The sequence below is a fragment of the Streptomyces sp. NBC_01142 genome (assembly GCF_026341125.1).
Taxonomy (GTDB): domain Bacteria; phylum Actinomycetota; class Actinomycetes; order Streptomycetales; family Streptomycetaceae; genus Streptomyces.
In genome coordinates this window covers 2,543,883-2,568,026 of record NZ_JAPEOR010000001.1, presented here as the reverse complement: position 1 = coordinate 2,568,026, position 24,144 = coordinate 2,543,883, and the positions used below count along the sequence as shown (strand labels likewise).

24 protein-coding genes are annotated in these 24,144 nt (G+C 69.7%); 10 read left to right on the top strand and 14 right to left on the bottom strand.

Annotated elements, in window-relative coordinates; genetic code table 11:
• Positions 1-112: 112 nt before the first annotated feature.
• Positions 113-1,327, top strand: coding sequence for an FAD-dependent monooxygenase (locus tag OG883_RS11720; RefSeq protein WP_266538743.1), 1,215 nt, complete (start codon positions 113-115; stop codon positions 1,325-1,327).
• Between the two features lie 56 nt (positions 1,328-1,383).
• On the opposite strand, the gene OG883_RS11715 is transcribed toward OG883_RS11720, so the two are convergent.
• Positions 1,384-1,920: a glyoxalase/bleomycin resistance/extradiol dioxygenase family protein gene (locus OG883_RS11715; RefSeq protein WP_266538740.1), complete on the bottom strand. Its 537-nt coding sequence runs from the start codon at positions 1,918-1,920 to the stop codon at positions 1,384-1,386.
• Positions 1,921-2,199: 279 nt separating this feature from the next.
• Between OG883_RS11715 and OG883_RS11710 the strand changes: the two genes are divergently transcribed.
• The 5 genes from OG883_RS11710 to OG883_RS11690 all read left to right on the top strand — a co-directional run bounded on the left by OG883_RS11710 (position 2,200) and on the right by OG883_RS11690 (position 7,604).
• The gene (locus OG883_RS11710) at positions 2,200-2,490 is read left to right on the top strand and encodes a hypothetical protein (RefSeq protein ID WP_266538737.1); all 291 of its coding nucleotides are present in this window, start codon (positions 2,200-2,202) and stop codon (positions 2,488-2,490) included.
• A gap of 113 nt (positions 2,491-2,603) precedes the next feature.
• A complete protein-coding gene (locus tag OG883_RS11705; protein WP_266538736.1) occupies positions 2,604-4,007 on the top strand; it encodes an NAD(P)/FAD-dependent oxidoreductase in 1,404 nt (467 codons plus the stop codon).
• Positions 4,004-5,554, top strand: coding sequence for a peptide MFS transporter (locus tag OG883_RS11700; RefSeq protein ID WP_266538733.1), 1,551 nt, complete (start codon positions 4,004-4,006; stop codon positions 5,552-5,554). The genes OG883_RS11705 and OG883_RS11700 overlap by 4 nt, the downstream gene beginning before the upstream one ends.
• Positions 5,551-6,570, top strand: a complete 1,020-nt coding sequence (locus OG883_RS11695; protein WP_266538730.1) for a methyltransferase — start codon at positions 5,551-5,553, stop codon at positions 6,568-6,570. Before OG883_RS11700 ends, OG883_RS11695 begins: the two co-directional genes overlap by 4 nt.
• Before the next feature lie 176 nt (positions 6,571-6,746).
• On the top strand, positions 6,747-7,604 hold the full coding sequence (locus tag OG883_RS11690; protein WP_266538728.1) for an LLM class flavin-dependent oxidoreductase: 858 nt from the start codon (positions 6,747-6,749) through the stop codon (positions 7,602-7,604).
• Positions 7,605-7,710: 106 nt separating this feature from the next.
• Here OG883_RS11690 and OG883_RS11685 read toward each other — a convergent pair whose 3' ends face one another.
• The gene (locus OG883_RS11685; RefSeq protein ID WP_266538725.1) at positions 7,711-9,024 is read right to left on the bottom strand and encodes a cation:proton antiporter; all 1,314 of its coding nucleotides are present in this window, start codon (positions 9,022-9,024) and stop codon (positions 7,711-7,713) included.
• 94 nt (positions 9,025-9,118) lie between these two features.
• Complete coding sequence (locus OG883_RS11680) at positions 9,119-9,649, bottom strand: hypothetical protein (RefSeq protein ID WP_266538722.1); 531 nt, start codon at positions 9,647-9,649, stop codon at positions 9,119-9,121.
• Positions 9,650-9,763: 114 nt separating this feature from the next.
• Here OG883_RS11680 and OG883_RS11675 point away from each other — a divergent pair, with 114 nt between their 5' ends.
• Positions 9,764-10,225 carry a MarR family winged helix-turn-helix transcriptional regulator gene (locus OG883_RS11675; RefSeq protein WP_266538719.1) on the top strand — a complete coding sequence of 154 codons (462 nt, stop codon included), beginning with the start codon at positions 9,764-9,766 and terminating at the stop codon, positions 10,223-10,225.
• A 15-nt stretch (positions 10,226-10,240) separates the two neighbouring features.
• Here OG883_RS11675 and OG883_RS11670 read toward each other — a convergent pair whose 3' ends face one another.
• Complete coding sequence (locus tag OG883_RS11670) at positions 10,241-11,272, bottom strand: methyltransferase (RefSeq protein ID WP_266538716.1); 1,032 nt, start codon at positions 11,270-11,272, stop codon at positions 10,241-10,243.
• A gap of 14 nt (positions 11,273-11,286) precedes the next feature.
• Positions 11,287-12,906, bottom strand: a complete 1,620-nt coding sequence (locus OG883_RS11665; RefSeq protein WP_266538713.1) for an FAD-dependent monooxygenase — start codon at positions 12,904-12,906, stop codon at positions 11,287-11,289.
• A 208-nt stretch (positions 12,907-13,114) separates the two neighbouring features.
• Between OG883_RS11665 and OG883_RS11660 the strand changes: the two genes are divergently transcribed.
• The 3 genes from OG883_RS11660 to OG883_RS11650 all read left to right on the top strand — a co-directional run bounded on the left by OG883_RS11660 (position 13,115) and on the right by OG883_RS11650 (position 16,611).
• Positions 13,115-14,131, top strand: coding sequence for a methyltransferase (locus OG883_RS11660; protein WP_266538710.1), 1,017 nt, complete (start codon positions 13,115-13,117; stop codon positions 14,129-14,131).
• Positions 14,132-14,176: 45 nt separating this feature from the next.
• Positions 14,177-15,775 carry an FAD-dependent monooxygenase gene (locus OG883_RS11655; RefSeq protein WP_266538707.1) on the top strand — a complete coding sequence of 533 codons (1,599 nt, stop codon included), beginning with the start codon at positions 14,177-14,179 and terminating at the stop codon, positions 15,773-15,775.
• A gap of 149 nt (positions 15,776-15,924) precedes the next feature.
• Positions 15,925-16,611, top strand: a complete 687-nt coding sequence (locus OG883_RS11650) for an SDR family NAD(P)-dependent oxidoreductase (RefSeq protein ID WP_266538705.1) — start codon at positions 15,925-15,927, stop codon at positions 16,609-16,611.
• A 108-nt stretch (positions 16,612-16,719) separates the two neighbouring features.
• Here OG883_RS11650 and OG883_RS11645 read toward each other — a convergent pair whose 3' ends face one another.
• From OG883_RS11645 to OG883_RS11605, 9 genes are all read right to left on the bottom strand, one after another.
• Positions 16,720-18,069, bottom strand: coding sequence for an acetyl/propionyl/methylcrotonyl-CoA carboxylase subunit alpha (locus OG883_RS11645; protein ID WP_266538702.1), 1,350 nt, complete (start codon positions 18,067-18,069; stop codon positions 16,720-16,722).
• Positions 18,066-18,593 (bottom strand): biotin/lipoyl-containing protein, encoded by a 528-nt coding sequence (locus OG883_RS11640; RefSeq protein ID WP_266538699.1) that lies wholly within the window; start codon positions 18,591-18,593, stop codon positions 18,066-18,068. Before OG883_RS11640 ends, OG883_RS11645 begins: the two co-directional genes overlap by 4 nt.
• Positions 18,594-18,634: 41 nt before the next feature.
• Positions 18,635-20,332 carry an acetyl-CoA carboxylase carboxyl transferase subunit alpha gene (gene accA / locus OG883_RS11635; protein ID WP_266538696.1) on the bottom strand — a complete coding sequence of 566 codons (1,698 nt, stop codon included), beginning with the start codon at positions 20,330-20,332 and terminating at the stop codon, positions 18,635-18,637.
• A 182-nt stretch (positions 20,333-20,514) separates the two neighbouring features.
• Positions 20,515-20,826 (bottom strand): antibiotic biosynthesis monooxygenase, encoded by a 312-nt coding sequence (locus tag OG883_RS11630; RefSeq protein ID WP_266538693.1) that lies wholly within the window; start codon positions 20,824-20,826, stop codon positions 20,515-20,517.
• Positions 20,816-21,160, bottom strand: coding sequence for an antibiotic biosynthesis monooxygenase (locus OG883_RS11625; protein WP_266538690.1), 345 nt, complete (start codon positions 21,158-21,160; stop codon positions 20,816-20,818). Before OG883_RS11625 ends, OG883_RS11630 begins: the two co-directional genes overlap by 11 nt.
• On the bottom strand, positions 21,160-21,912 hold the full coding sequence (locus OG883_RS11620) for an SDR family NAD(P)-dependent oxidoreductase (RefSeq protein WP_266538688.1): 753 nt from the start codon (positions 21,910-21,912) through the stop codon (positions 21,160-21,162). Before OG883_RS11620 ends, OG883_RS11625 begins: the two co-directional genes overlap by 1 nt.
• A 19-nt stretch (positions 21,913-21,931) precedes the next feature.
• A complete protein-coding gene (locus OG883_RS11615; RefSeq protein WP_266538685.1) occupies positions 21,932-22,393 on the bottom strand; it encodes a DUF1772 domain-containing protein in 462 nt (153 codons plus the stop codon).
• 4 nt (positions 22,394-22,397) lie between these two features.
• The gene (locus OG883_RS11610) at positions 22,398-22,871 is read right to left on the bottom strand and encodes an SRPBCC family protein (protein WP_266538682.1); all 474 of its coding nucleotides are present in this window, start codon (positions 22,869-22,871) and stop codon (positions 22,398-22,400) included.
• A 36-nt stretch (positions 22,872-22,907) separates the two neighbouring features.
• Positions 22,908-24,143, bottom strand: a complete 1,236-nt coding sequence (locus OG883_RS11605) for a ketosynthase chain-length factor (protein ID WP_266538679.1) — start codon at positions 24,141-24,143, stop codon at positions 22,908-22,910.
• Position 24,144 lies beyond the last annotated feature (1 nt).

The window sequence follows — 24,144 nt, the reverse complement described above, 5'->3', positions numbered from 1 at the left end:
CGGCCGGCCCGCCCTACCTCGGACGGGCCGGCTCCAGGCCCCTGGATCCGGCCCCTGCCGGAGCCAGGGGCCATACGACCGCACAGGAACCACACAGGAAGTGAGACTGAGCATGGGCAACGAAGCAGCAGCAGGGACGCGGAGGGCCGTGCTGATCGGCTGCGGCATCGCAGGCCCCGTACTGGCGATGTACCTGCAGAGGATCGGCGTCACCGCCGTGATCTACGAAGGGATCGATGCGCCCCGGGACGAGGTCGGGGCGTTCTTGAACCTGGCCCCCAACGGACTTGCCGTGCTGGACACGCTCGGCATCCGCGCGGAGGTCGAGAAGTACGGCACGCAGACCACCAGCACCGCGTTCCTCAACCACAAGGGCAAGCAGCTGGGTCTGAACCCGGCCGAGACTCTGCTGATCAGGCGCGGACTGCTCACCAAGGGGCTGCGCGAGGCGGCCGTCGCCCGGGGCATCCAGGTCGAGTTCGGCAAGTTCTTCGAGAGTGTCGAGCACACCGGCGACGGGATCGTGGCCCGCTTCAAGGACGGTTCCACCGCCGAGGGCGACTTCCTGGTGGGCTGCGACGGCATCCACTCCAAGACCCGGTACACGGTGCTGCCCGACGCGCCCCACCCCCAGTACACCGGGGTGATCGGCACCGCCGGCTACACCCGCTGCGACCAGGCGGCGGGCCCGGACGGTGTGATGCGGATGTCGTTCTGCCTGGAGGGCTTCTTCGGCTACCAGACCTTCCCGTCCGGCGAGATCTACTGGTTCGAGAACTACCACCAGGCCAAGGAGCCGGAGCGCGGCGAGCTGGACCGGACTCCGCACGAGGTGTGGAAGCCGAAGCTCCTCGCCAAGCACCGCCAGGACCACCACCCCATCTCGGCGATCATCGAATCCACCCAGAGCGGCATCCTCGGCTACCCGATCTACGACATGCTCTCCATCCCGACCTGGCACAAGGATCTGGTCTGCCTGGTCGGGGACGCGGCGCACGCCACCTCTCCGCATGTGGGCCAGGGCGCGTCGATGGCGATGGAGGACTCGATCGTCCTGACCAAGTGCCTGCGCGATCTGCCCGATCCGCAGCAGGCGTTCGCGGCTTTCCAGGCGCTCCGCAAGGAGCGGGTGGAGAAGATCATCAAGGAGGGGCGCAAGACCGGCAACCAGAAGGCGGCTTCCAACAACTTCCAGCGGACCGTACGCGACCTGGTGCTGCCGTTCTTCCTCAAGCTCGGTGTCAAGGCCACCCACCCCGTCTACTCGTACCGCGTCGACTGGGACGCGCCCGTCACCCCGGCGTCCGTCGCGGCTGCCACAGGCTGAGGCACGCGCCCTCGGGCGCGTGCCTCAGTGCACCACTTGCGGCAACGGCCGGTCGGCTACTGCCTGTGCGTGGAGATCTGGACGAAGTTGCCCTCGGGGTCGGCCACGTAGGCGGACCGCTCCCCCCAGGGCTGCTCCTTGGGCGGCATGAGGACCTTCGCCCTGGCCTTCTTCGCGCGGGCGAAGAGAGCATCGACGTCCGGGGTCAGTACCACGACCTCGGACTGGTGCACCTTCGACCGGCCGATGCCCGCAATTCCCGTGGCCTGACGCACGGTGTCGTACGTGGCGAAGGTGATGTAGTAGTCGGGGCCGAGCAGGACCGTGCCGAACGCCGCGGGACCTGTCTCCGGGAAGCGGTACAGCACGGTGAATCCGAGAGCGTCCCGGTAGAAGTTGAGCAGCGTGTCGACGTTGGTCGTGTAGAGCGTCGTCTGGCCGTACCGGACCTCCTCCGCCGCCGTGAGCGTCGGCTGGGGCCTGGGCCTGGTGGTCTCGGCCCCGGCGGTGGTGCCGGCCGCGACCAGGCTCACGGCGAGCAGCGCGCTCACCGTCGTGCCGGCCGCCCACATCCGGGCGGTACGTGCAGCCATCTGGCTCTCCCTTGCTCGATGGAATCCGGCCATTACTGAGCCAGATCTCGGCAGGGTCTCGCTCGAGCGACGCTCGACTCCGGTCCGTCACACTCGCCCCGGCTCCCGATGTGCGCACAGGTGGCGAGGCACCGTATGACGACCACCGACCGGAACAGGACAACGGAGCACACTGCAGGGCCCGGCCGCTGCCGCGATGATCCCGCAGATCATGGCGCCCGTGTACGCCCTCTTCCCGGCCGGCGAGCGGGGCAGGGCGAGCGGATCGGGAGGGGCTGTGTGTTCGGTCCCGCCTTCGCCGTCGCCGGGGCCTCGGTCGAGGCGCGCGACGCCGGGGCGGCCTCCGGCACCCTCAGCGCCGCGCTCCAGACCGGCAACGCGGCCGGGGTGCCCCTGCTCGGCGTGCTGTTCTTCGCGCCGCTCAGGGACGCGGCCGGGCAGGCTCGCGCGGACATGTTCGTCGAGGCGTTCCGCAGCTTCAGCTGGTTCACGATCGGCGGGCTCGTGGTGGTGGCGCTGGTGGCGCAGGCGATGCCGCGCCGCGTGGCCGGGTACGCCGAGGCCGGCTGAGCCGGACCGGAGCGGGCATCGAGTTCTTCTCCAGCACTCCTCCGGCGGCCCGGTGCACGGTGCAGCGGACGGTCAGAACCCGTTCGCGAGCTCCGGAGGATTGGAGAAAATACATGCGTGGTTCCACCCAGATCCTCGTCATCGGGGGAGGGCCCGCGGGCTCCACCGCCGCCGGCCTGCTGGCCAAGGAAGGTTTCCAGGTCACGCTGTTGGAGCGCGACCAGTTCCCGCGATACCACATCGGTGAATCGATCCTCCCCTCGTGCCGGCCCATCCTTGAACTGCTCGGCGTCTGGGACAAGGTGGAGTCGCACGGCTTCCAGCCCAAGGGCGGCGCCTACTTCTTCTGGGGTCCGGAGGAGTGGGAGGTCAGGTTCAACAGCCTCGGCGACGACGGCGCCAACGCCTGGCAGGTCGTGCGCTCCGAGTTCGACGAGCTGCTGCTGCGGCACGCGGCCGAACTCGGTGTCGAGGTCGTCGAGAACATCACCGTCAAGGAACTCGAGTTCGACGGCGAACGCCCGGTGGCGGCCCTGTGGGCGGGCACCAAGGACGCTGCGCACAGCGGCCGCATCGCCTTCGACTATGTCATCGACGCCTCGGGCCGCGGCGGGGTCTTCGCCGCCCGGCACCTCAAGAACCGCGAGTACCACGAGATCTTCCGCAATGTCGCGGCCTGGTCGTACTGGAAGAACGTCAAGCCGCTGGACCGTGGGCCCGACGGCGCGATCGCCGTCCTGTCCTCGGCCGACGGCTGGTTCTGGAACATTCCGCTGCACAACGGCACGACCAGCATCGGCCTGGTCACCGGCCGGGACATCTTCAACGAGAAGAAGAACTCCCTCGGCGGCATCCAGCAGGTCTACGACAAGGCCATCGCCGAATGCCCGCACCTGCTCCCCCTCCTGGAGGGCGCCGAGCAGGTCTCCGGCATGAAGGTCGAGCAGGACTACTCGTACACCTCGGAGAGCTTCGGCGGCCCCGGCTATCTCCTCAGTGGCGACGCCGCCTGCTTCCTGGACCCGCTGCTCTCCACCGGTGTGCACCTGGCCACCTACAGCGCCATGCTCGCGGCGGCCAGTGTCTCCAGCGTGCTGCGCGGCGAGGTGGAGGAGAAGGAGGCCTGGGAGTTCTACAACACGGTCTACCGGCACGCGTACGAGCGGCTGCTGGTGCTCGTCTCCGTCTTCTACGAGAGCTACCGCGGCAAGGAGCACCACTTCTACAACGCCCAGAAGCTGACCAGCGCCCAACGTGAGGGCCTCAGCATCCAGGACGCCTTCGACCGCATCGTGACCGGCATCGCGGACCTCGAGGACGCGCAGGACGTGTACTCGCGGGTGCACGCCCACCTCAACGGTGCGGAGAGCGGCGACCCCAACCCGCTGGCCAACCTGAACAAGGTGCACGAGCAGAAGCAGGCGCCGATGAACCCGCAGAACGCGGTCGGCGGACTGTATCTCTCCTTCCGGCCCCGCCTGCACCTTGCGCGTACGGAGGGAGAGCGCACCACATGACCACCGCACGCGCTGATCAGGATCCTGGTGTCGGCGGAGCCGGCACCCGGTCCGTCAGAAGCTGGCCGCCGTGGTACCGCACGCTCTTCATGAGCGATGTGTGGGAGCGCTTCGGCTTCTTCGGCATGCAGGCCATCCTCGTCCTGTACGCGGTCGCCCCGCGCTCGGAGGGCGGCCTGGGGCTGGCGAAGGCCGATTCCGCGGCGCTGTTCGGCGCGTGGATCGGGCTCGCCTTCATGCTCTGCCTCCCTGGGGGCTGGGTGGCCGACCGGCTGCTCGGCCCCCGGCGGACCCTGGTCATCGGGGCGTGCGTCACCACGGTGGGCCACTTCGCACTGGCCTCGCCGTGGCTGTGGACGACGCCCCTCGGGCTGATCCTCCTGGCGCTCGGCCTCGGCCTGTACAAGCCGAACCACCAGGCCATGCTCAACCTGATGTTCGGCAAGGACAGCGGCCGGCGCGAGGCCGGCATCTCGCTGATGTACGTCGGCATCCAGGTGAGCGCCCTGCTCTCGCCGCTGATCGCCGGATTCCTCGGCGAGCGTGTCGACTGGCACCTCGGCTTCGCCGTCTCCGGTACGGCCATGCTGCTCGGCACGATCCAACTCTGGATCAGCCAGCACCAGTTCAAGGAGGTCGGGAACGCTCCCGGGCGGCCGCTGAACCCCGAGGAGTCCCGGCGCGCGTTCCGGCTGATCGGTACGACCGCCGCCGTGGTGGTCCTGCTGGTCACGGGCGGCGTGGCGTCCGGCGGTCTGGGACCGGGCGGCGCCATTGGTCTGGTCGGCACGGCCAGCATCATCGCCCCGGTGGCCGCCTACCTGGTGCTCTACCGCAGCCGTGAGCTGAGCCCGGGTGACCGTCGGCGGCTGCGCGCCTTTCTGTGGATCTTCCTCGGCTCGACGCTCTTCTGGTCGATGATCGCGCAGGACGGCTCCTCACTCACCCTGTTCGCCAAGGAGTCGACGGACCGTCATGTCCTCGGCTTCGACGTGCCGGTGAGCTGGCTGCAGTCCGCGACCCCGCTGTTCATCCTGATCCTGGCCCCGGTGTTCGCCTGGGCGCTGCTGAAGTACGGCGGCAGGCGCGGCGGGGTGCCGGTGAAGTTCTCCGTCGGACTGATGCTCACCGGTGTCAGCTTCCTGATCATGGCGTTGGCCGCGGCCCTCGCCTCGGGCGACGAGAAGGTCTCGCCGGTGTGGCTGCTCGTGGTGTATCTCATGCACGCCTGCGGTGAGCTGATCGTCGCCGCAGTGGGTATCGCGGCGGTCGCCGATGTACTGCCCCGGAAGTTCATCGCCCACATGCTCGGACTGCTGTGGCTCTTCGCCGCGCTCGGCGGCGGCGCCGGCAGCGGCATGGTCCGGCTCATCGACGTCATCCCCGAGTCCGTCTACTACCTGATGCTCGCGGTGTTCGCGCTGGCGATGGGCGGCGCCATGGCGCTGAACCGGCACGCCATCGTGCGGGGCCTGTCCGGCGACGACGAGCGCATACCGGGCGACGACACGGACGACACGACCGTCAAGGAGGACAGCCCGGCATGACCACCACCCATACGGCGACAAACCCCAAGGACCCCTTCGGTATCAGCCAGTTGGGGCTCGGGTTCGCTTCCTCGAAGCTGCTGCTGACCGCCCTGGAACTCGGGGTGTTCAGCACGCTCGCCGAGACCGCGGACAGCGAGGCGGAGGTGGAGGAGCTGAGGGCGGCCCTCGGGCTGCACCCGCGGGCCGCCACCGACTTCTTCGATGCCCTGGTCGCGCTCGGCCTGCTCGAGCGCTCGGCCGGCCGCTACCGCAACAGCGAGGCTGCGCAGCGGTATCTCGTACGCGGGGAGCAGTACGCGGGCGGCTTCCTCGAAGGTGCCAACTTCGTCCTGTACCCGGCCTGGGGACGCCTGACGCAGGCGCTGCGCACCGGTGCTCCGCAGGCCGAGGGCGACTTCGAGGCGATGCTCAGCGATCCGGCGGCGCAGCGGGTCTTCCTGGCGATGCAGGACTCGCTGAGTGCTCCCCTGGTTCCCTATCTCCTCGGGGCCGTGGAGTGGAGCGGCTGGAGCACCCTGACCGATGTCGGCGGCGCGCGGGGCAATCTCGCCGGGCTGCTGCTGCGCGCCCAGCCGCATCTGCGCGGCCGGGTCTTCGACCGGCCGCAGAACGCGGCGCCGTGCGCCGAGCACGCGCGGACCCTCGGCGTCGCGGACCGACTGGCCTTCACCGGCGGGGACTTCTTCGCCGACGAGCTGCCCGAGGCCGATGTCGTGGTGATCGGCCATGTGCTGGCGGACTTCTCGCTTCAGGAGCGCAAGCGGTTGATCGACAAGGCGTTCACGGCAGTACGGCCGGGCGGCGCGCTGCTCGTCTACGACCCCATGCCCGGCGACAAGCCCGATCTGGCGAGCCTGGTCGCGAGTCTGCACATGCTGGTGATGACGCCGGCCGGTGCGGGCTACCACCCCGGCGACTGCGGCCAGTGGATGCTGCAGGCGGGCTTCACCGGCATCACCGAGCACGAACTGCCGCTCGGCAACACCCTGGTGACCGGCCGCAAGCAGCGCTGACCTGAGCTCTCGGACCTGTACGGACTTCGGCCGTGTCCATCGCCGGACGGGCTTGAGTTGACGGACCGGCAACCTCAAGCCCCGCGGGGATCCCCCTGGACGAGGTCCGGGGGGAGATGGCGGCGCGGGGGCTCGGGGGCGGAGCCCCCGAACAAACCGACGATCAAGGAGACCCCGTGGAGATCGGAGTGGGCCTGCCCACCACAGTGCCGGACATCGACGGGCGCCGGCTCGTCGACTGGGCGCGGATGGCGGAGAACCACGGGTTCTCCAGCCTCGGCACGCTCGACCGTCTGGTGTACGACAGTTATGAGCCGCTGACCTCGCTCGCCGCGGCGGCCGCGGTGACCGAGCGGATCAGGCTGACGACGTCCATCCTGCTCGCCGCCTACCGTCCCGGGACCCCGCTGCTGGCCAAGCAGCTCGCCACGATCCACGAGATCTCGGGCGGCCGGCTGACGGTCGGGGTGGCGGCCGGGGGCCGCGACGACGACTTCCGGGCCACCGGCGCGCCCTACGGTGACCGCGGGAAGCGTCTGGATGCCATCCTCACCGAGCTGCGGGAGGTCTGGGGCGGCAAGGGCCCGGTTCCCGGCATCGGACCGTTCCCCCACGGCGAGGGCCCGGAGATCATCGTGGGCGGCCACACGCCTGCGGCGATGGCCCGCGCGGCCCGGTTCGCGGACGGCTGGATCGCCGGCGGCAGCTCCGCGACCGCCTACGCGGAGCTGGCCCGCCAGGCACGTGAGGCATGGCAGGCCCGGGGCCGCAGCGGCGCACCCCGGCTGGTGGCGCTGGTGTACGCGTGCCTGGGCCCGGGCGCCGGGGAGACCGCCGAGTCGTATCTGCGGGCGTACTACTCCTTCATCGGTCCGAAGGCGGAGATGGCGGCGAAGGCGGTCATCACCGATGCGGCGCGGCTGCGGGAGACGGCGGCGGCGTACGAGGCGGCGGGCTGCGACGAGCTGCTGGTGTTCCCCTGCTCCGCACGGGCGGAGCAGCTGGAGCTGCTGGCGGCGGCGACGCTCGGCTGAGGGACCGGGCGCCGCACACAGGAGGGTCCGCCGGCGAGGCCGACGGACCCTCCTGCTTTCCTTTGCTTTCCTTCTGCGTGCTGTGTGCTGTGTGCTGCCGATGCGCTCAGCCCCCCGGCCGGCCGGCGGACGCGACGGGCGGCTTCTTTTCTTCCCCGCCCACCGTCTCGCCCTCGGCCTCCGGAACGGCCTCGGCGTAGTCCCCGATGGCCTCGGAGCTGCCCGCGCGCCGCTTGAACAGATGCAGCAGCGGTCCTGCCATCGCGGTGGTCACCAGGGCCATGACCACCATCAGGGCATACAACCCGGCGTCCAGGACGCCCAGTTGGAGTCCGATGGTGAGGATGACGATCTCGGTGAGTCCTCGGGTGTTCATGAGGGTCGCGAGGACACCGCTCTGCAGCGCGGGCACACCGTTGGCCCGTGCTCCGACGAAGGCGCCGATGAACTTGCCCGAGATGGCGACGAGCAGGATGAGCCCGAGCTCGCCGAGCCCCTTCAGGCCGGTCTGGGACAGATCGACCTTCAGACCCGCGACGACGAAGAACGCGGGGAGCAGCAGCAGCCGGCTGAGGTGTTCGAACCGGTCGACGACCTGGACGCGGACCAGCTCGGAGGTGGTGCGGGGCATCACGACACCGAACAGGAACGCGCCGAAGACGAAGTGCACCCCGAGCCATTCGGCCGCCCAGCAGGACAGCATCAGACCGCCCAGGACGACGATGAGCCGGTCGGCGGTGATGCGGCTGCTGCCTCTCTTCTCGTCGAACAGCAGCCGCAGCCCCGGCCTGACCACGAAGAACATCACGGCCAGATAGACCGGCGCGAGCAGCATCGCCCACTGTCCGCCGCCGCCCGAGACGGTCACCACGACGGCCAGCAGCGACCAGGCCACGATGTCGTCGAAGGCCGCGCTGGCCAGGGCGATCCCGCCGATTCTGGTCCGGCCGAGGCCGCTGTCCGCCAGGATCCGGGCGAGTACGGGAAAGGCGGTGACGGACATCGCCGCGCCGAGAAACAGTACGAACCCGGTGCGGTTCGCGGTGTGGTGACTGTTGCTCAGATGGAGAGCGAGCAGCACGCCGAGGGAGAACGGCAGGACGACCGAGCAGAGCGAGACGCTCGCCGCGACCTTCTCCTTGCCGCGCAGCAGGGCCAGGTCGAGTTCGTATCCGATGACGAACATGAAAAGGACGAGGCCGAGGTTGGCCAGTGCGGTGAGCAGTGGGCGGATGTCGGCAGGGAAGAGGAAGTCGGCGACGGCGCCGCCGAACAGCGAGGGCCCGACCAGGATCCCGGCGAGAATCTCGCCGACCACGGGTGGCTGCCCCAGATAGCGCGCACCGGCGCCGAGGACCCGGCTGAGTACGAGAATGGCCGCGAGTCCGATGAACAGTGCTTCGATCTGATGAGGTGTCATACGCACGCCCCCTGAGCCTGCGGAGAGCTGCCGGAGGAGCCCGGCAGCAGCTGCCACGAAGCTAAGGGGGCGCACTCAAGGCCCTGTTGAAGGATCAGAGGGCACCCCTCGGGGTTCCCTCGTGGACGCTCTCGGGGGCGTGGACGGTGGGCAGAGTGCCGTCGCTGTGTGCCGTACGGCAGTCGTCGACGAACTCGCGGGAGAACATGGCGGTGAGTGTCGCCACACCGCCGCGGACGATGCGGACCTCGCTGCGCCGCAGGACGCCGGTCAGCTTCAGCCGGCGGCCGCCGGAGGCGCTGTGCCGCTGCAGGTCCTTGACCGTGGAGCGGCCGACGCACTCCAGCTCGGACTCGTCGACGACGGTGCCGTCCGGCACCAGGATCTTGAGGATGGAGCGCTCGCCGGCGATGCGGACCTCGAGGTCCCCCTCGGGGATCTGCGCGGACCGCAGGTCCACCTGGACCGAGCTGCGGCGGGCGGTCACCTCGACGGCGCGGGAGGCGGTCCAGTGACCCAGGCGCTTCACATTCGTGTAGTACGCCTCGACCTGTGCGGCTTCCTCCGGCCGAGCGGTGCCGGCCTTGCCGGTCTTGACCGTGGAGACAGTGTGCTGGGTGTTCATCGCAGTGTTCCTTCCTGGAACCCGGGCAACGACCCGATCTTGACTTCTCTTGGAGCCCGACTATCTTGATAGCCAAGCTATCGATGCATTTATCTTGAAGGTCGAGTTACTTGGATGTCAAGTGATACCAGAAAGAATCTTCAGCAGGAGCTCGGCACCGAGATCCGCGCGCTCCAGACGGCGGTCGACTCCTTCGACGCCGCGGCCGCCGAGCGGCTGGGGATCAATCGCACCGATCTGCACTGCCTGGACGTCCTCATGCAGCGCGAAAGCGCCGCACCCAGCGAACTGGGTGCGGCGCTCGGACTCACCACAGGCAGTGTCACTGCCCTGCTGGACCGTCTGGACCGGCTCGGCTACGTGACCCGCTCCCCCGACCCCAAGGACCGGCGCAAGTCGGTGGTGAGGCCTACGCCGGAAGCCGTACGGGCCGTCGAGGAGCTCTTCGGCCCGCTCGCGCAGGACGGCTTCCGGCATGTCGCGCGCTACAGCGCCGAGCAGCTCGAGCTGCTGCTGGACTTCCTGCGCAGCAGCCGCGAGCTCCAGGAGCGGCACCTCGACCGGATCCGGTCGTGATCCCCACGGGACCTCTCAGTCCTTGTGGGCGACGACCAGGGTCACGTCGTGCCCGAGTGAGGTGTGGGTGACCTCGGCATAGCCGGCCTCCCGCATCCACTCTGCGCACTGCTCGAACCGGTAGCCCTTGCCGTGCGGCGTCATGAGCTGGAGGTTCAGACTCCGGATGAGATTGCGCAGATAGCTCTCGTCGTCATCGACGATCACCGGATCCCAGACCAGGAACGCCCCACCGGGACGCACGGCGGCAAAGGTGTTCTTCACCAGCTGCCTGCGCTGTTCGTCGTTCCAGTCGACCAGCGCATGCCCGATCATGAGCACATCAGCCTGCGGCAGCGGTCCGGCGAAGAAGTCACCACCGTGGTAGCGGACCTTGCCCGCCATGCCGATGGCCGACATGTGGGTCGCGAAATCCCCCTGGAGCTGCGGCAGGTCGAAGACACACGCGTCCAGATGCGGATGCGCCCTGACCAGACCGGCCAGCACATTGCCCCGGCAGCCGCCGAGTTCGAGGACCGATGAGTACTTCGCCCAGCCGAACGACTCGGTGAGCGCGGGGATGAGCGGACGGCTGGCGTCCTCCGCCATGCCGACGAGCCCGCCCTTCTTCTCGTCGCTCTCGTAGAGCTCACCGAACATGTCCTCGCCGGTGTACGTGGCAGCCTGCGGGGCGCCCGTACGCAGCGCCTCGCCCAGCTTGCCCCACGCCGGGTACATCACCTGGCCCGCGATCCCCAGGAAGCCACCCAGATACCCCTCGTCACCGGGGACCAGGAACTGCTGCGCCGCCCGGGAGTTGCTGAACTCGCCGCTCCCGGAGCGCTCCAGAAAGCCGAGTTCGACCAGCGCGGCCAGGAAGTGGTCGGTGCCCCGGGTGTGCAGACCCAGCCTCTCCCTGATCGCGTCCTCGGTGGCCGGCTTCTTCGCCAGCTCCGTGAACAGCCCGATCTCGATACCCGTCAGCACCAGACGCGCGGGCTGGAAGGCCATCGCCTGCGCCAGTACGGCACCGGGATGCACGGCAGCACCTGCTTCGTATCCCGTCATCCGAGCCTCTCCTCTCACGGCGCCGGTACGGCGGCCTCGACGCCCGAGGCCCGGGCGAGTACATCCGCGAGCACACCGTGCGGATCGTCGGCTCCCCCGGCACTCCGCCAGGAGACGAACGCGTCCGGCCGCACCAGTACCGCGCCGCCACGGCCCACTCCGTAGACCTCCGCCCAGTCGCGGTCGGTGGTCTTCAGCTCCTGGCCCTGTCCGATGGTGTGCGTACGCAGCGGAATGCCGAGCTTCTCCGCGATCGGTACCGCGGCCTCGGCCCAGGCACCGCCGTCGGGGCCGGTCAGCAGCACGAAGGAGTCCCAGAACAGGTCGATCGTGGAGATGGTTTCGTCACCCCGCTTCAGCCAGACGTGCGGGGCCCGGGTGCCCGGTTCGCCGGTGAGTTCCAGGTCCGGGGTGAGCACCTTCGTACCCTCGGCGCCGACGATGGAGGTGGAGCGGTACCGGTAGCCGAGCGTGATGATCACGTCGTCCACGAAGTCGGCCCGGTCCTGCTCGGTGGAGTAGCCGTGCCGGATGCGGTTGCGCACCAGCGCCTGCTCCGACATGGCGGTGCCGAGCGGGCGGCGCTCGGCGTCATAGGTGTCCAGCAGCGCCTCGGTCCCCCAGCCGTGCTGTACGGCCGCGAGCTTCCACGACAGGTTGTGCGCGTCGTGGATACCGGTGTTGGCGCCGAACCCGCCGGCCGGCGGGTGCACATGGGCGGCGTCCCCGGCGAGGAACACCCGTCCCGCCCGGAAGGTCTCCGAGACGAGCTGGGCGCCCTGCCACGGCACCTTGTCCATGATCTCGACGTCGATGTCCTTGCCGGAGGCCCGGCGGACGATGTCGATGCAGCGCTGGTCGGTGTAGTCCTCGGGCTTCTCGCCCTTCTCCGGGAAGTAGATGGGCGCGGCGAGCCACGGGTCGCAGCCGTGCAGCCGGGACAGCCCCATCAGGGTGCCGCCCGCGGAGGCGTAGCACAGGATGAACTTGGTGTCCTTGAGCAGCGTCTCCAGTTCGGGTGCCCGGAAGTAGATGCTCAGGGCGTTGAACACCGTGCCGCGGCCGACCCGCTTGACTCCGAGCGCCTCACGGATGCGGCTGCCCGCTCCGTCGGCGCCCACGAGGTAGTCGGCGCGGATGGTGAGCCGCTTTCCGGTCCCGCCCTCTTCGGCGATCGCGGTGACGCCGTCGGCGTCCTGCTCGAACGAGATGAGCTTGGTGTTGAAGCGGACATCGGCGCCGTACTCCTTGGCCTTGGCCACCAGTACCTTCTCGTACCGGTCCTGGCCGCAGCCCATCACACGCTCGGGACTCACCGTCTCGCCGTCCAGGGACGGCGACTCCAGCAGCTCCGCGTTGTCGATGTCGGAGAAGGTCTCGACCTTGATGATCCCGCCCTCGAAGTAGGCGTGGGAGTCACCCATCTCGAGCGCGCGGATGTCCTTTCCGAGTCCCGCCGCGCGGAACAGCTCCATGGTGCGGGCCTGCAGGCCCGGGGCACGGGGGAGCATGGAGGTGCTGTCCCTCTTCTCCAGGAGCATCGTGCGTATTCCACGTCGGCCGCTGAACAGTGCAGTGGAAAGGCCGACGGGACCACCACCGACGATCAGCACCGGGATCTTCACGTCATACATGCATATCCCCTCTGGGCAAGCTGGGCTTCCGCCGGGATCCCTCCACGGCACCCCTGATGAGTAGCCACTTCGACTTGAGAGGCAGTGGAGATGCGGCGGTGGCCGGGGTACCCCAGTCCCTCTTGAGGTGACCTCAACCCGGGGCGTGGATTCTCCGCCCCAGCGGCCTGGCACCAGGCCATGCGCCGTGTTGGAAGGAGTCCTGCGCATGACGCACACCAGCCCGGATGTCAGCACGCCGGCCGGAATCATCCGGCTGAGCAACGCGTTCTGCGACGCCAAGGCACTGCTGACCGCAGTCGAACTGGGACTGTTCACCACGCTGCACGAGAAGGGGGCCTCCAGCGAGGAGGAGATCCGCAAGGAGCTGGGACTGCACGGGCGGGGCCTGAGTGACTGGCTCAACCTGCTGGCGGCGCTGGGTCTGCTGGTCCGCAGGGACGGCGGATACGCCAACGCCGCGGGCTCGGACGCCTATCTGGTGCGCGGCGCACGCGAGTACGTCGGCGGGTTCCTCGAGCGCTCCAACCGTAATCTGTACCCCGCCTGGGGCCGGCTCAGCGAGGCCCTGCGCACCGGGGAGCAGCAGTCCGGCAGTCACTTCGACGAGGTCATCAAGAACCAGCACATCCTGCGGCAGTTCGTCGGAATGATGGACGCCCTCACCCATGTCGTCGGCCCCGAACTGGCCGGCAAGTTCGACTGGACGGGCTACAAGTCGGTGCTGGACGTGGGCGGCTGCCGCGGCAACCTCTGCTCGATCGTGGTGAAGCACGCGCCGCACCTCGAGGGCCATGTCTTCGACCTGCCGCAGATGGAGCCGCTGTTCGACGAGAAGGTCGCGGACTACGGTCTGACGGGGAAGGTCCACTTCCACGGCGGCAGCTTCTTCACCGACCCGCTGCCCGTCACCGCCGATGTGGTCATGCTCGGCCATGTGCTGCACGACTGGGACCGGCAGCAGCGCGGTGACCTGGTGGCCAAGGCGTTCGAGGCGGTGAACCCCGGTGGTGCGCTGATCGCCTACGACCGGATGCTCGACGACGAGCCCAACCACGTCGAGAACCTGGTGATCAGCCTGGACATGCTGCTCGTCACCGACGGCGGCTCCGAGTACCCGACCTCCGAACTCCTCGAGCACGCCAAGAACGCAGGCTTCGCATCGACCGAGGTCTCCCCGCTCAGCGACTACGACACGGTCGTCATCTGCCGCAAGGCCGCTTGAGCGCGGCCTGTCCGGCAGTCAGGACCCGAGGAAAGGAATCCGTCCATGAGCAAGACCCCGCAGGAGGTCCCGGTCCTGGTCGTCGGAGGTGCGGTGACCGGGTTGTCGACCGCGGTCTTCCTCGGCTGGCACGGGATACGTTCGCTGGTGGTCGAGCGGCACCCGGACACTCTCAGCCACCCTCGCTCGCGCGGCGTCAATCCGCGTACGGTCGAGCTGTACCGGCAGGTCGGACTCGAGGACCGGATCTGGTCCGAGGCAAGCCTCGCCACGGACTTCAGCAAACTGCAGATGATCCGTGCCGAGACCCTGGCGGGTCCCGAGATGTTCAGCGGACCGACCGACCAGCCCGACCCGAGCGGTTCGGTCAGCCCGTGCGAGTGGGCGCCGATCGATCAGGACCGGCTGGAGCACCTGCTGCGTGAGCGGGCCGGGGAGCTCGGCGCCGAGCTGGCGTTCTCCACCGAGCTGGTCTCCTTCGAGCAGGACGACGACGGCGTCACCGCCGTGCTGAAGGACACCGGCACCGGGGCCGAGCGCACGGTACGCGCCAAGTACCTGGTGGCGGCCGACGGCAGTCGCAGTCCGATCCGCACCACACTGGGTATCGAGTCCGACGGGCCCGGCGAGTTCGCCACCACCGTGTCGGTGCTCTTCGAGGCAGATCTGAGCAAGGCTGCCAGGGGCCGTCCGGTCGGGGTCTGCTACCTGGACAAGCCGGCACCCTCGACGATCCTGTTCGCGCACGACGGCAGGAAGCGGTGGATCTTCGCCACGGGGATGCCGCCGGGGGACACCCTCGACGACATCACCGAGGAGAAGGCCGTCGAACTGGTGCGGGCCGCGATCGGGGAGCCCGATCTGGACGTCGGCATCATCGCGCAGCTGCCGGCCGGCGGGGCGAAGTGGCTCAGCTTCGTCATCGGCGCGCAGGTGGCCCGCGACTACCGCAAGGGCCGGGTCTTCCTGGTCGGTGACGCGGCCCATCTGGTGCCGCCCACCGGTGGGTTCGGCGCCAGCCTCGGCATCCAGGACGCCGGCAACCTGGCCTGGAAGCTGGCCGCCGTGCTCGACGGCGAGGCCGGTCCCGAACTGCTCGACACGTACCAGGCGGAGCGGCACCCGGTCGCCTGGATGACGCTCCAGCAGGCCCTGGGCATGATGCAGGAGCGTACGGGCGACGAAGGGGAGGCCCAGGACGAGGCGGACGCCTACGGCACCACGGTGTTCGGCTACCGCTACAGCGCCGGACCGCCCGTGCCGCCGCAGCAGCTCAGCGGGGAGCCGGGCACGCGGGCCCCACATCTGGAGCTGGAGCGCAACGGCAGGAGCATCTCCGCACTCGATCTCTACGGCCGGACTCCGGTGGTCATCACTGCCGAGGGCGGCCAGGCCTGGGTGGATGCGGCGGGCTCCGTCGCCGACGACCTCGGCGTGTCACTCGCCGCGCACCGTATCGGCGGTCCGGGCGCGGAGCTCACCGCACCCGGGAACGGGGTGGCCAAGACATACGGCATCGAGAGCGGCGGAGCAGTTCTGGTCCGGCCCGACGGATTCGTCGCCTGGCGCTCGGCGGGCTCCACCACCGATCCCAAGGGCGAACTGACCTCTGCAGTACGTCAGTTGCTTTCCCGTACTGCCTGAAACTGCTCCACGGGCCCGGCACCCCTGCCCCGGGGTGCCGGGCCCTCGTCTGGCGCCGTCCCATGCGCCTGCCGGGTCTCGAGTCCCCTTCCAGCAGCCGCTGCCACTCTCGGCCCGCACACCGACCCGACTCCCGGAAGGCATCTGTCATGGCCACTGTTTCCCGCACCGTGCTGGTGACCGGCGGCAATCGTGGACTGGGGCTCGCGGTCGCGGCCCTGATGCACGCTCGGGGCCATCGCGTCCTCGTCGCGGCGCGTGAGGAGGAGGCGGCCGGCAAGACCGCAGCCGCACTGGGCGAGGGCGCCGTCGGTGTCGCCCTGGACATCACCGACCCGGACTCGGTGGCACGCGCCGCCGCGGGCACGGGCCCGGTCGACATCCTGGTCAACAACGCGGGCGTACAGCTGGACTGGGGCAACACCCCCTCCGCGATCCCTCTCGACCTGGTGGAGCAGACCCTCGCGGTGAATCTGCTGGGGTCCTGGCGGGTCGCGCAGGCGTATGTGCCGGCGATGGTCCGGCGCGGCTGGGGCCGGATCGTGAACGTCTCCAGCGGCACCGGCACGTTCACCATCGGCATCGCCCCTCAGTGCCCTGCGTACTCGGTCTCCAAGGCCTCGCTGAACGCCCTCACCGTGATGCTGGCCAAGGAGACGGAGGGCACGGGCGTCCTGGTCAACGCGGTCAACCCCGGGCTGGTGCGCACCCGGATGCGGCCGGAGGCCGAGCAGTCCCCCGAGGTTGCGGCCGAGGCCGTCGCCCATGCGGCGAGCCTCCCCGACGACGGGCCTTCCGGGGTTCTCTTCCGCCGCGACAGTGTCGTCGGCTGGTGAGGAGAGTCCTGACCGCACACCGCCACGCGAGGGAGTCGCCCGAGTGAGCCGAGCACACCCCGGCGGGCCCCGACAGCGTGCTGTCGGGGCCCGCCGGGGTTTTCGGTCTCAGGGGCGGGTGTCGAGGAACGAGGTGTCGTGCTTGCCGTTGCGGAAGGCCGGATCGGCGAGCACCTCCCGCAACAGCGGAATGGTGGTGTGCACCCCGGGCCCGGCGATCCGGAACTCCGCCAGCGACCGGTCCATCCGGTCCAGGGCCTGGTCCCGTTCCGGCGCCCAGGTGATCACCTTCGCGAGCAGGGAGTCGTACTGCGAGGGCACCCGCCAGCCCGCGTAGCCGTGGGTGTCCACCCGGACGAAGGGGCCGCCGGGCGGCACGAACTCCTCCAGCGTGCCGGGGCACGGCGCGAAGTTGCGCGCCGGGTCCTCGGCGTTGACCCGGCATTCGACGGCCGCGCCCCGCGGTACGAGATCCTCCTGGGCGAAGCCGAGGGCCCGGCCGGCGGCGACCAGGATCTGCTCGCGTACGAGATCGACGCCGAAGACGGCCTCGGTCACCGGATGCTCCACCTGGATACGGCAGTTCATCTCCATGAAGGAGAACCCCTCGTCGTGGACGAGGAATTCGAAGGTGCCCGCACCGGTGTAGCCGACGGCCCGGGCGCCGCGCACGGCGGCGCGGGCCATCGCGGCCGTGAGCTCCTTGTGCAGTCCGGGGCCCGGGCTCTCCTCGATGAGCTTCTGGTGCCGGCGCTGTACGGAACAGTCGCGCTCGCCGAGGTGCAGCACGCTGCCGTGGCCGTCCGCGAGGACCTGGACCTCGATATGGCGGGCGCTGTCGCAGAAGCGTTCCAGATAGACGCGGTTGTCGCCGAAGACCGCCTGGGCGGTGGCCCTGGTCTGACGGTAGGCCGGCAGCAGTTCGCTCTGCCGGCGTACGACGGTCATCCCGCGCCCGCCGCCGCCCGCGGCGGCCTTGATGATCAGCGGGAAGCCGATCCGGGCCGCAAGGTCCGTCGCCTCGGCGGCGCTGTCGACCGTGCCGGGGCTGCCGGGCAGTACGGGCAGTCCGGCGTCGGTCATCAGTTCCCTGGCCACGGACTTGTCGCCGAGGCGCGCGAGCACTTCGGGCCGCGGGCCGATGAACACCAGCCCGTTGTCGGCGCAGATCTCGGCGAAGTCGGGATCCTCGGACAGAAACCCGTAACCGGGGTGGATGGCGTCCGCCCCGGTGCGCAGTGCCGCCTCGATCACCGCGGGCGCGGACAGATAGCTCTTGCGGGGCATGCCGGGGCCGATCTGCACGGCCGCGTCGGCGGCGCGTACATGGGCGCTGTCCTTGTCGGCGGTGGAGTGCACGGCGACGGTGCGGATGCCCATCTCCTTGCAGGTCCTGATCACCCGCAGGGCGATCTCGCCCCGGTTGGCCACCAGGATCGTCTCGAAGACCACGGTCATTCCTCCCCGGCCCGGCCCGTGGGCTCCTCGGCATCGAGGAGCACGAGCGGCTGGCCGTACTCCACCGGGCTGCCGTCGCCGGCCAGGACTTCGACCACCCGTCCTGCCCTGGTGGCCTCGAGCGGGTTCATCAGTTTCATCGCTTCGATGATGCCGAGCTGCTGGCCCACCTCGACGCGGTCGCCGGGGCGGACGAAGGGCGGGGAGCCGGGTGAGGGGGCCACATAGAACGTGCCCACCAGGGGTGCGCACTCGTGGTACCCGTCGACCGACTCCTCCTCGGCGGCCGGTGCGGCGACGGGCTCGCGGGCGGTGGGTGCCTGTCCCTCCTCCCATTCCACCTCGATGCTGGCCGCGCCCAGGGTGACCCGTACGCGGCGCGGATGGCGGGAGCCGACTCGTACCACGTCCGCGATGCTGCGGCAGATGTCGGTGAGAGCGAGGGCACTGGTGTCGTAGTCCAGGCCGGCGAGCGGATCGCCGGTCCTGGTGGCGGTGAGACTCTCCTTGGTCACTTCGTTCATCGGTCTCTCTCCGTAGTACCTGCCGTTGCCGTTGTGCCTGGTCACGTCCGTGATCCCAGGTCGTGAGCCAGCCCGAAGGCACGGAAACGCCTTCGGCGCGTGGCGGGTGACACGGTGACGCCCCGCAGTTCGCGCAGCGCCACGACGGCCGCGCGGCGCACGGCGTCGCTCATCGCGGTGGTGTTGGTGTGCCCGCCGCCCTCGGGCTCCGGGATCACTCCGTCGACCACGCCCAGACGCAGCAAGGAGGCGGCGTCCAGGGCGAGTTCGTCGGCTGCCACGGCGGCCTCCGCCGCGTTCTTCCAGAGGATCGCCGCGCACCCCTCCGGGCTGATCACCGAGTAGGTGGCGTTGGCGCACATCAGCACCCGGTCGGCGACGCCGAGCGCGAGCGCTCCCCCGCTGCCGCCCTCTCCGGTCACCACGGCCACCACCGGCACGGGCAGTGAGCCCATCAGCCGAAGGTTCTCCGCGATGGCGTTGGACTGGCCCTTCTCCTCGGCGGTGAGGCCGGGGTACGCGCCGGGGGTGTCGATCAGCGTCACCACCGGGATGCCCAGCTTGGCGGCGAGCCGCATCAGCCGGGCGGTCTTGCGGTAGCCGGCCGGTGAGGGCATGCCGAAGTTGCGGCGGACGAGCTCGGCGGTGGTGTGGCCCTTCTGATGGCCGATCACCATGACGGGCAGTCCGTCGAGCCGGCCGAGGCCGCCGACAACCGCCGGGCATTCCTCGCCCGCCCGGTCACCGTGCAGTTCGACGAAGCCGTCCAGCCAGTAGCCGATGTGCTCCAGCGCCGTGGGCCGGCCGGCCTCGCGGGCCAGCTGGACGCAGTCCCAGGCCGGGAGCTGGTCGAGGAGCTGGCTGTCGCGGACGACAGGGTCCTGTTCGCCGGCGCCCCAGTCGGGGCCGGGCGTCTCGGCCACCATGAGCAGCCGGCTGAGCCGCGCGCGCAGTTCGGTACGCGGCCAGACATCGTCCACCAGGCCGTGCTCCAGCAGGAATTCGGCGGTCTGGAAGCCGTCGGGGAGCTGCTGCCCGATCGTCTGTTCGATGACCCGCGGTCCCGCGAAGCCCATCCGGGCGCCCGGTTCGGCGACCACCACGTCGGAGAGGGTCGCGAAGGAGGCTGCGACCCCGCCGTACGTCGGGTCGGTGACCAGGGTGACGGTGAGCAGTCCGGCCTCGTCGAGCTCGGCCAGCGCGTTGCTCGTCTTGGCCATCTGCATCAGGGAGAGCGCGCCCTCCTGCATGCGTGCGCCGCCGGAGGCGGTGACGATCAGCAGCGGTACGCGCTCGTGCAGCGCGGTCTCGGCGGCCGTGGTGATCGCCTCGCCCGCCGCGACACCCAGGCTGCCACCGAAGAAGCGGAAGTCCATGACGGCGGCGACGAGCGGCCGCCCCTCGATCCGGCCGCGGACCACGAGGACGGCATCCTGCTGCCCGGTGCGCGCCCTGGCCTGCTGCAGCCGTTCCGCGTACGGGTATTGGTCGACGAAGTCCAGTGGGTTGAGCTGGGTGTCCGGTACGGGTACCGGTTCCGTGCTGCCCGGGTCGAAGAGCTGCTCGATGCGGCGGGGTGCGTCGAGCCGGGCGTGCGCCCCGCAATCCGGGCAGACACGCAGCAGACGCGTGTAGCGCTTGCCGTAGACCAGGGAGCGGCAGCCGGAGCAGGAGACCCATGCCGCCTGCTCGCCGGCGGCGGCGTTGGCCTTGCCGGCGGGTTGAACGGTGGTGGTCATCTGCAGGGCCTCTCTTTCGGATCAGGCCGGATCAGGAGCGGGGTCTGGTGCGTGCGATCGCAAGGCGGAGGAAGAGTCCACGCGGAGCGCCGGCGACTGACGGCAACGCGGCGTGGGGCCCCCTAGGGGGTGCGTGCCGGGGCGTGCGAGACCGGCAGGATCCGGAAGAGAGACCCCGGCCCTCAGTAGGCCGCCTCCACCTCGTAGATGCCGAACGGCGCGGCGAGCCGGGTGTCGCGGTACGGGCGCAGGGGCGCGGTGTCCTCGCGGTGTTCGGCGCCCTCTTCCCAGTGCCGGAAGGCGGCCAGATCCGCCCAGCGGCTCACGACGACGAGCGCGGTGGGGTCCAGCGGGGAGCGCAGAAGCTCGTTGCCGAGCATCCCGGGCACCCCCGCCATCCGCTTGCTGACCAGGTGGTACGCGGCACGTACCGCGTGCAGCTGCTCGTCGTCGTGGGCCGCCTGGTGGACCAGCACCCGCACCTCATGCGGCATGCGAGGACGCCTTGCCCTCGATGTGGGCGACCACCTGCATGGTGTTGAACGAGCCCTTGCCGCGGTAGGGGTGGAGCCGTTCGCGGTGGGCGAGATGGGCATCGCTGGTCTCGAACTCGCGGAAGCCGGGCTCGTCGGTCCAGTCGCTGACGATGAAGTAGACGCTTTCCTCGTCGTTGTCCTTCGACAGCCACTGGCCCAGGCAGGCGGGGTGGCCGGTGACCGCCTCGGTGCTGCCGCGCCAGGCCTTCTCGAAGTCGGCCTCCAGGCCCGGGTTGATCTCCATCCGGAGAAGGACCCGGAACGCGCCCTCGTTACCCGTGGTGTTGCTCATCAGGAGATCCCTCCGTCGACTCCGATGGTGGACCCGGTGACGTACCGGGACAGATCGCTGGCGAGCCAGAGGATCGCGCCCGCGACCTCGTCGGGGGTGCCGAGCCGGCCCAGCGCGGTCTTGGCGCTGTACCGCTCGATCATCAGCTGCTGCTGGTCCGCGGGCAGCTTGCGCAGGTTCTCGGTCTCGATGACGCCGAGTGCGACGACGTTGAAGCGGATGCCCTTGCCGCCGAACTCCTTGGCCAGGGACCGGTTCAGACCGACGACGGCCGCCTTGGTGGTGGTGTAGTGGGAGCGCAGCGGGATGCCTGCCTCGACGGCCTTGGAGCCGATGGTGACCACCGAGGAGCCCCTGCGCAGCAGCGGCAGGGCGTTCTGGATCACCAGATGGGTTCCGGTGATGTTGGTGTCGATGATCCGGCGCCACTCGTCGAACGGCAGCTCCGCGTACGGGATGTGGCTGATGGCACCGGCATTGTTCACCACGAGATCGAGGCGGCCGTACTGCGCCTTGGCCTGCGCCAGCAGGGCGGCGACATCGGCGGGGTCGGAGACGTCCGCCTTGACGACGTGGTGGTTGCCGCCGGTCTCCTTGAGTTCCTTCTCCAGTGATGTCACGGCGTCGCTGGAGTTCTGATAGCAGGTCAGGACATCGACGCCGGCCTGGGCCAGCGCCATGACGATGCCCCGGCCGACGCCTCGGGTACCTCCGGTGACCAGGGCTTTCTTGCCCGTAAGGCCGAGATCCATGGAATTCCTCCACAAGGGTTCAGAGCAGCAGGGCGAGGGCTGAGCAGTTGGCGAGCAGTGCGAGCACGGTGAGAACGCTGCGCCGTTGGTTCCAGGCGCCCCAGTGCCGGCGAGGGTCCTTCTCCTCGAAGTCGTCCGGCAGGTTGTCCGGATCGAGGGTCTGCATCCACTTGTTGACGGGGACGTTCTTGGTGAGCGAGATGGTGACGGTGCCGAGTGCGAGCACGGCACCGGTGATGAACAGTGCCCGGACCGCCGCGTCCGGGGCGATCACGGCCAGGACGGCATCGCCGATCAGCGTCCCGAGCAGGCACAGCGGCATCGCCGGGTCGTAGCGCGTGGCGAAGAAGGCGTGCGCGTGCACATAGCGGTCGGCCGGCAGTGCGGCGAGCAGCGGCCAGCCGCCGAGCTGGGTGCCGAAGAGCACTCCGGCGGCCAGCCCGTTGAGCAGGACGACCAGGGGGACCAGAAAGGCGATCACCTGACTACTCCTGGCCCGCCGTCGTCCGGCGGGCGGACTCGGCTTCGACCTTCTGCTTGATCAGGTTCATCTGGATGCCGGTGTTGCGGTTGAGGTGTTCGGTCATTCCGGCGTCGCTCGCCGGGGCCTCGGGCTTCATATGGAAGTCCTGCACCCAGCGCATCCGTACGCCGCCGTCCTCCTGGGTGTACTCCCAGTACAGACGCATGAATTCGAAGGGCCCGGTCTCGACGCGGTGGGCGTGGACGGTTCTGGCCTGCGGGTCGGGGATGCGCTTGGAGACCCAGCTCCACACATTGCCGTCCTCGTCCGGGTGCATGGTCAGCCGGAAGGTGATCTCCCTTCCCGTCTCCTCGAGCACCTCGACCGAGGCGTACTCGCTGAAGAGCTGCGGCCAGGACTTCAGATCGTTGGTCATGTCCCAGACCAGGCCCATCGGCGCGTCGATCACAATGCTGTTGTCGGTGTGTCCCGCCATGGCGGCCTCCTGCCGGTAGTCGGTGTGGCGCAGTGGTCAGTCCGCGCGTCCCAGGACGAGCGCGGCATTGAAACCGCCGTGCCCGCGGGCGACGACGAGCGCGGTGCGCAGCTCCTGGTGGCGCGGTTCGCCGAGCACCAGGTCGATCTCGTGTCCGGGGGCGGGTGCGGTCGGTCCCACGGTGTGCGGGATCACCTGGTCGCGCAGCGAGAGCAGCGCGGTGGCGACGTCGAGGGGCGCGCCCCCGCCGTACAGCCGGCCGGTCAGTGTCTTGGGCGCGGTGACGGGAACGCCCCGCGGGCCGAAGATCTGGGCGAGCGCCTCCGACTCGGCCAGGTCGTCCGCCGGTACGCCGAGCGCGTCGGCGAACACCACGTCCACGGCGCCGGGTTCGAGACCGGCGTCGGCGAGTGCGGCGGCGACGGTGCGGCGCAGCGACGGCGGGCGCTCGGAGCCTGGAGGAGGGTCGAAGCCTGCCGCGTAGCCGAGTACTCGGCCGTAGATCTTCTGGGCGCCGCGGGCCTCGGCGGCCTCGGCACTCTCGACGATGATCATCGCGCCGCCCTCGCCGGGCAGACAGCCGGATGCCTCGGTGTCGAAGGGCAGATAGGCGCGGGCGGGATCCTGCACGGTGGAGAGCTTGCCCGTGGACAGCTGCGCGGTGAGTCCGTACGGGCACAGCGAGGCGTCCGTCCCGCCGGTGACGACGAGACGCGAGCCGGTGCGGATCAGCCGCCGGGCCTGGCCGATGGCGTCGAGGCCGCCGGCCTGCTCGCAGCAGATCACTCCGCACGGGCCGCGCAGGCCGTGCCGGATGGAGACCTGTCCGGTGGTGGCGGCGTAGAACCAGGCGATGGACTGGTAGGCGCCGACCCACTCGGGGTTGTGCTGGTAGAGGTTCTCCATCTCGTGCTGGCCGAACTCGGTGCCGCCGGAGGAGCTGGAGGTCACCACGGCCAGTTCGTACTCGGGCAGTTCGGCCGGATTCACGTCCGCGTCGACGATGGCCGCCTCGGCGGCGGACAGACCCAGATGGGTCCAGCGGTCGGTCTGCTGGATCAGCCGGCTGGGCACCTGTTCCTTGGTGACGAAGTCGGGCACCTCGCCCGCCAGCCGCACCGGGTACGCGGACGGGTCGAAGCGGCTGATCCGTCCGATGGCCGGTTTCCCGCCGAGGACGGCGGACCAGTGGGCCTCGGCGCTCAGCCCGGTCGGCGCGACGACGCCGAGGCCGGTGATGACCGGGGCGGCCTGTGCTGTGGCAGCGCTCACC

What these genes read in the sequence shown, in the direction of transcription:
- OG883_RS11720 (WP_266538743.1), top strand. Translation starts at nt 113, where the DNA reads ATGGGCAACGAAGCAGCAGCAGGGACGCGGAGGGCCGTGCTGATCGGC.
- OG883_RS11715 (WP_266538740.1), bottom strand. Translation starts at nt 1,920, where the DNA reads ATGGCTGCACGTACCGCCCGGATGTGGGCGGCCGGCACGACGGTGAGC.
- OG883_RS11705 (WP_266538736.1), top strand. Translation starts at nt 2,604, where the DNA reads ATGCGTGGTTCCACCCAGATCCTCGTCATCGGGGGAGGGCCCGCGGGC.
- OG883_RS11700 (WP_266538733.1), top strand. Translation starts at nt 4,004, where the DNA reads ATGACCACCGCACGCGCTGATCAGGATCCTGGTGTCGGCGGAGCCGGC.
- OG883_RS11695 (WP_266538730.1), top strand. Translation starts at nt 5,551, where the DNA reads ATGACCACCACCCATACGGCGACAAACCCCAAGGACCCCTTCGGTATC.
- OG883_RS11685 (WP_266538725.1), bottom strand. Translation starts at nt 9,024, where the DNA reads ATGACACCTCATCAGATCGAAGCACTGTTCATCGGACTCGCGGCCATT.
- OG883_RS11680 (WP_266538722.1), bottom strand. Translation starts at nt 9,649, where the DNA reads ATGAACACCCAGCACACTGTCTCCACGGTCAAGACCGGCAAGGCCGGC.
- OG883_RS11675 (WP_266538719.1), top strand. Translation starts at nt 9,764, where the DNA reads ATGTCAAGTGATACCAGAAAGAATCTTCAGCAGGAGCTCGGCACCGAG.
- OG883_RS11670 (WP_266538716.1), bottom strand. Translation starts at nt 11,272, where the DNA reads ATGACGGGATACGAAGCAGGTGCTGCCGTGCATCCCGGTGCCGTACTG.
- OG883_RS11665 (WP_266538713.1), bottom strand. Translation starts at nt 12,906, where the DNA reads ATGTATGACGTGAAGATCCCGGTGCTGATCGTCGGTGGTGGTCCCGTC.
- OG883_RS11660 (WP_266538710.1), top strand. Translation starts at nt 13,115, where the DNA reads ATGACGCACACCAGCCCGGATGTCAGCACGCCGGCCGGAATCATCCGG.
- OG883_RS11655 (WP_266538707.1), top strand. Translation starts at nt 14,177, where the DNA reads ATGAGCAAGACCCCGCAGGAGGTCCCGGTCCTGGTCGTCGGAGGTGCG.
- OG883_RS11650 (WP_266538705.1), top strand. Translation starts at nt 15,925, where the DNA reads ATGGCCACTGTTTCCCGCACCGTGCTGGTGACCGGCGGCAATCGTGGA.
- OG883_RS11645 (WP_266538702.1), bottom strand. Translation starts at nt 18,069, where the DNA reads ATGACCGTGGTCTTCGAGACGATCCTGGTGGCCAACCGGGGCGAGATC.
- OG883_RS11640 (WP_266538699.1), bottom strand. Translation starts at nt 18,593, where the DNA reads ATGAACGAAGTGACCAAGGAGAGTCTCACCGCCACCAGGACCGGCGAT.
- accA (WP_266538696.1), bottom strand. Translation starts at nt 20,332, where the DNA reads ATGACCACCACCGTTCAACCCGCCGGCAAGGCCAACGCCGCCGCCGGC.
- OG883_RS11630 (WP_266538693.1), bottom strand. Translation starts at nt 20,826, where the DNA reads ATGCCGCATGAGGTGCGGGTGCTGGTCCACCAGGCGGCCCACGACGAC.
- OG883_RS11625 (WP_266538690.1), bottom strand. Translation starts at nt 21,160, where the DNA reads ATGAGCAACACCACGGGTAACGAGGGCGCGTTCCGGGTCCTTCTCCGG.
- OG883_RS11620 (WP_266538688.1), bottom strand. Translation starts at nt 21,912, where the DNA reads ATGGATCTCGGCCTTACGGGCAAGAAAGCCCTGGTCACCGGAGGTACC.
- OG883_RS11610 (WP_266538682.1), bottom strand. Translation starts at nt 22,871, where the DNA reads ATGGCGGGACACACCGACAACAGCATTGTGATCGACGCGCCGATGGGC.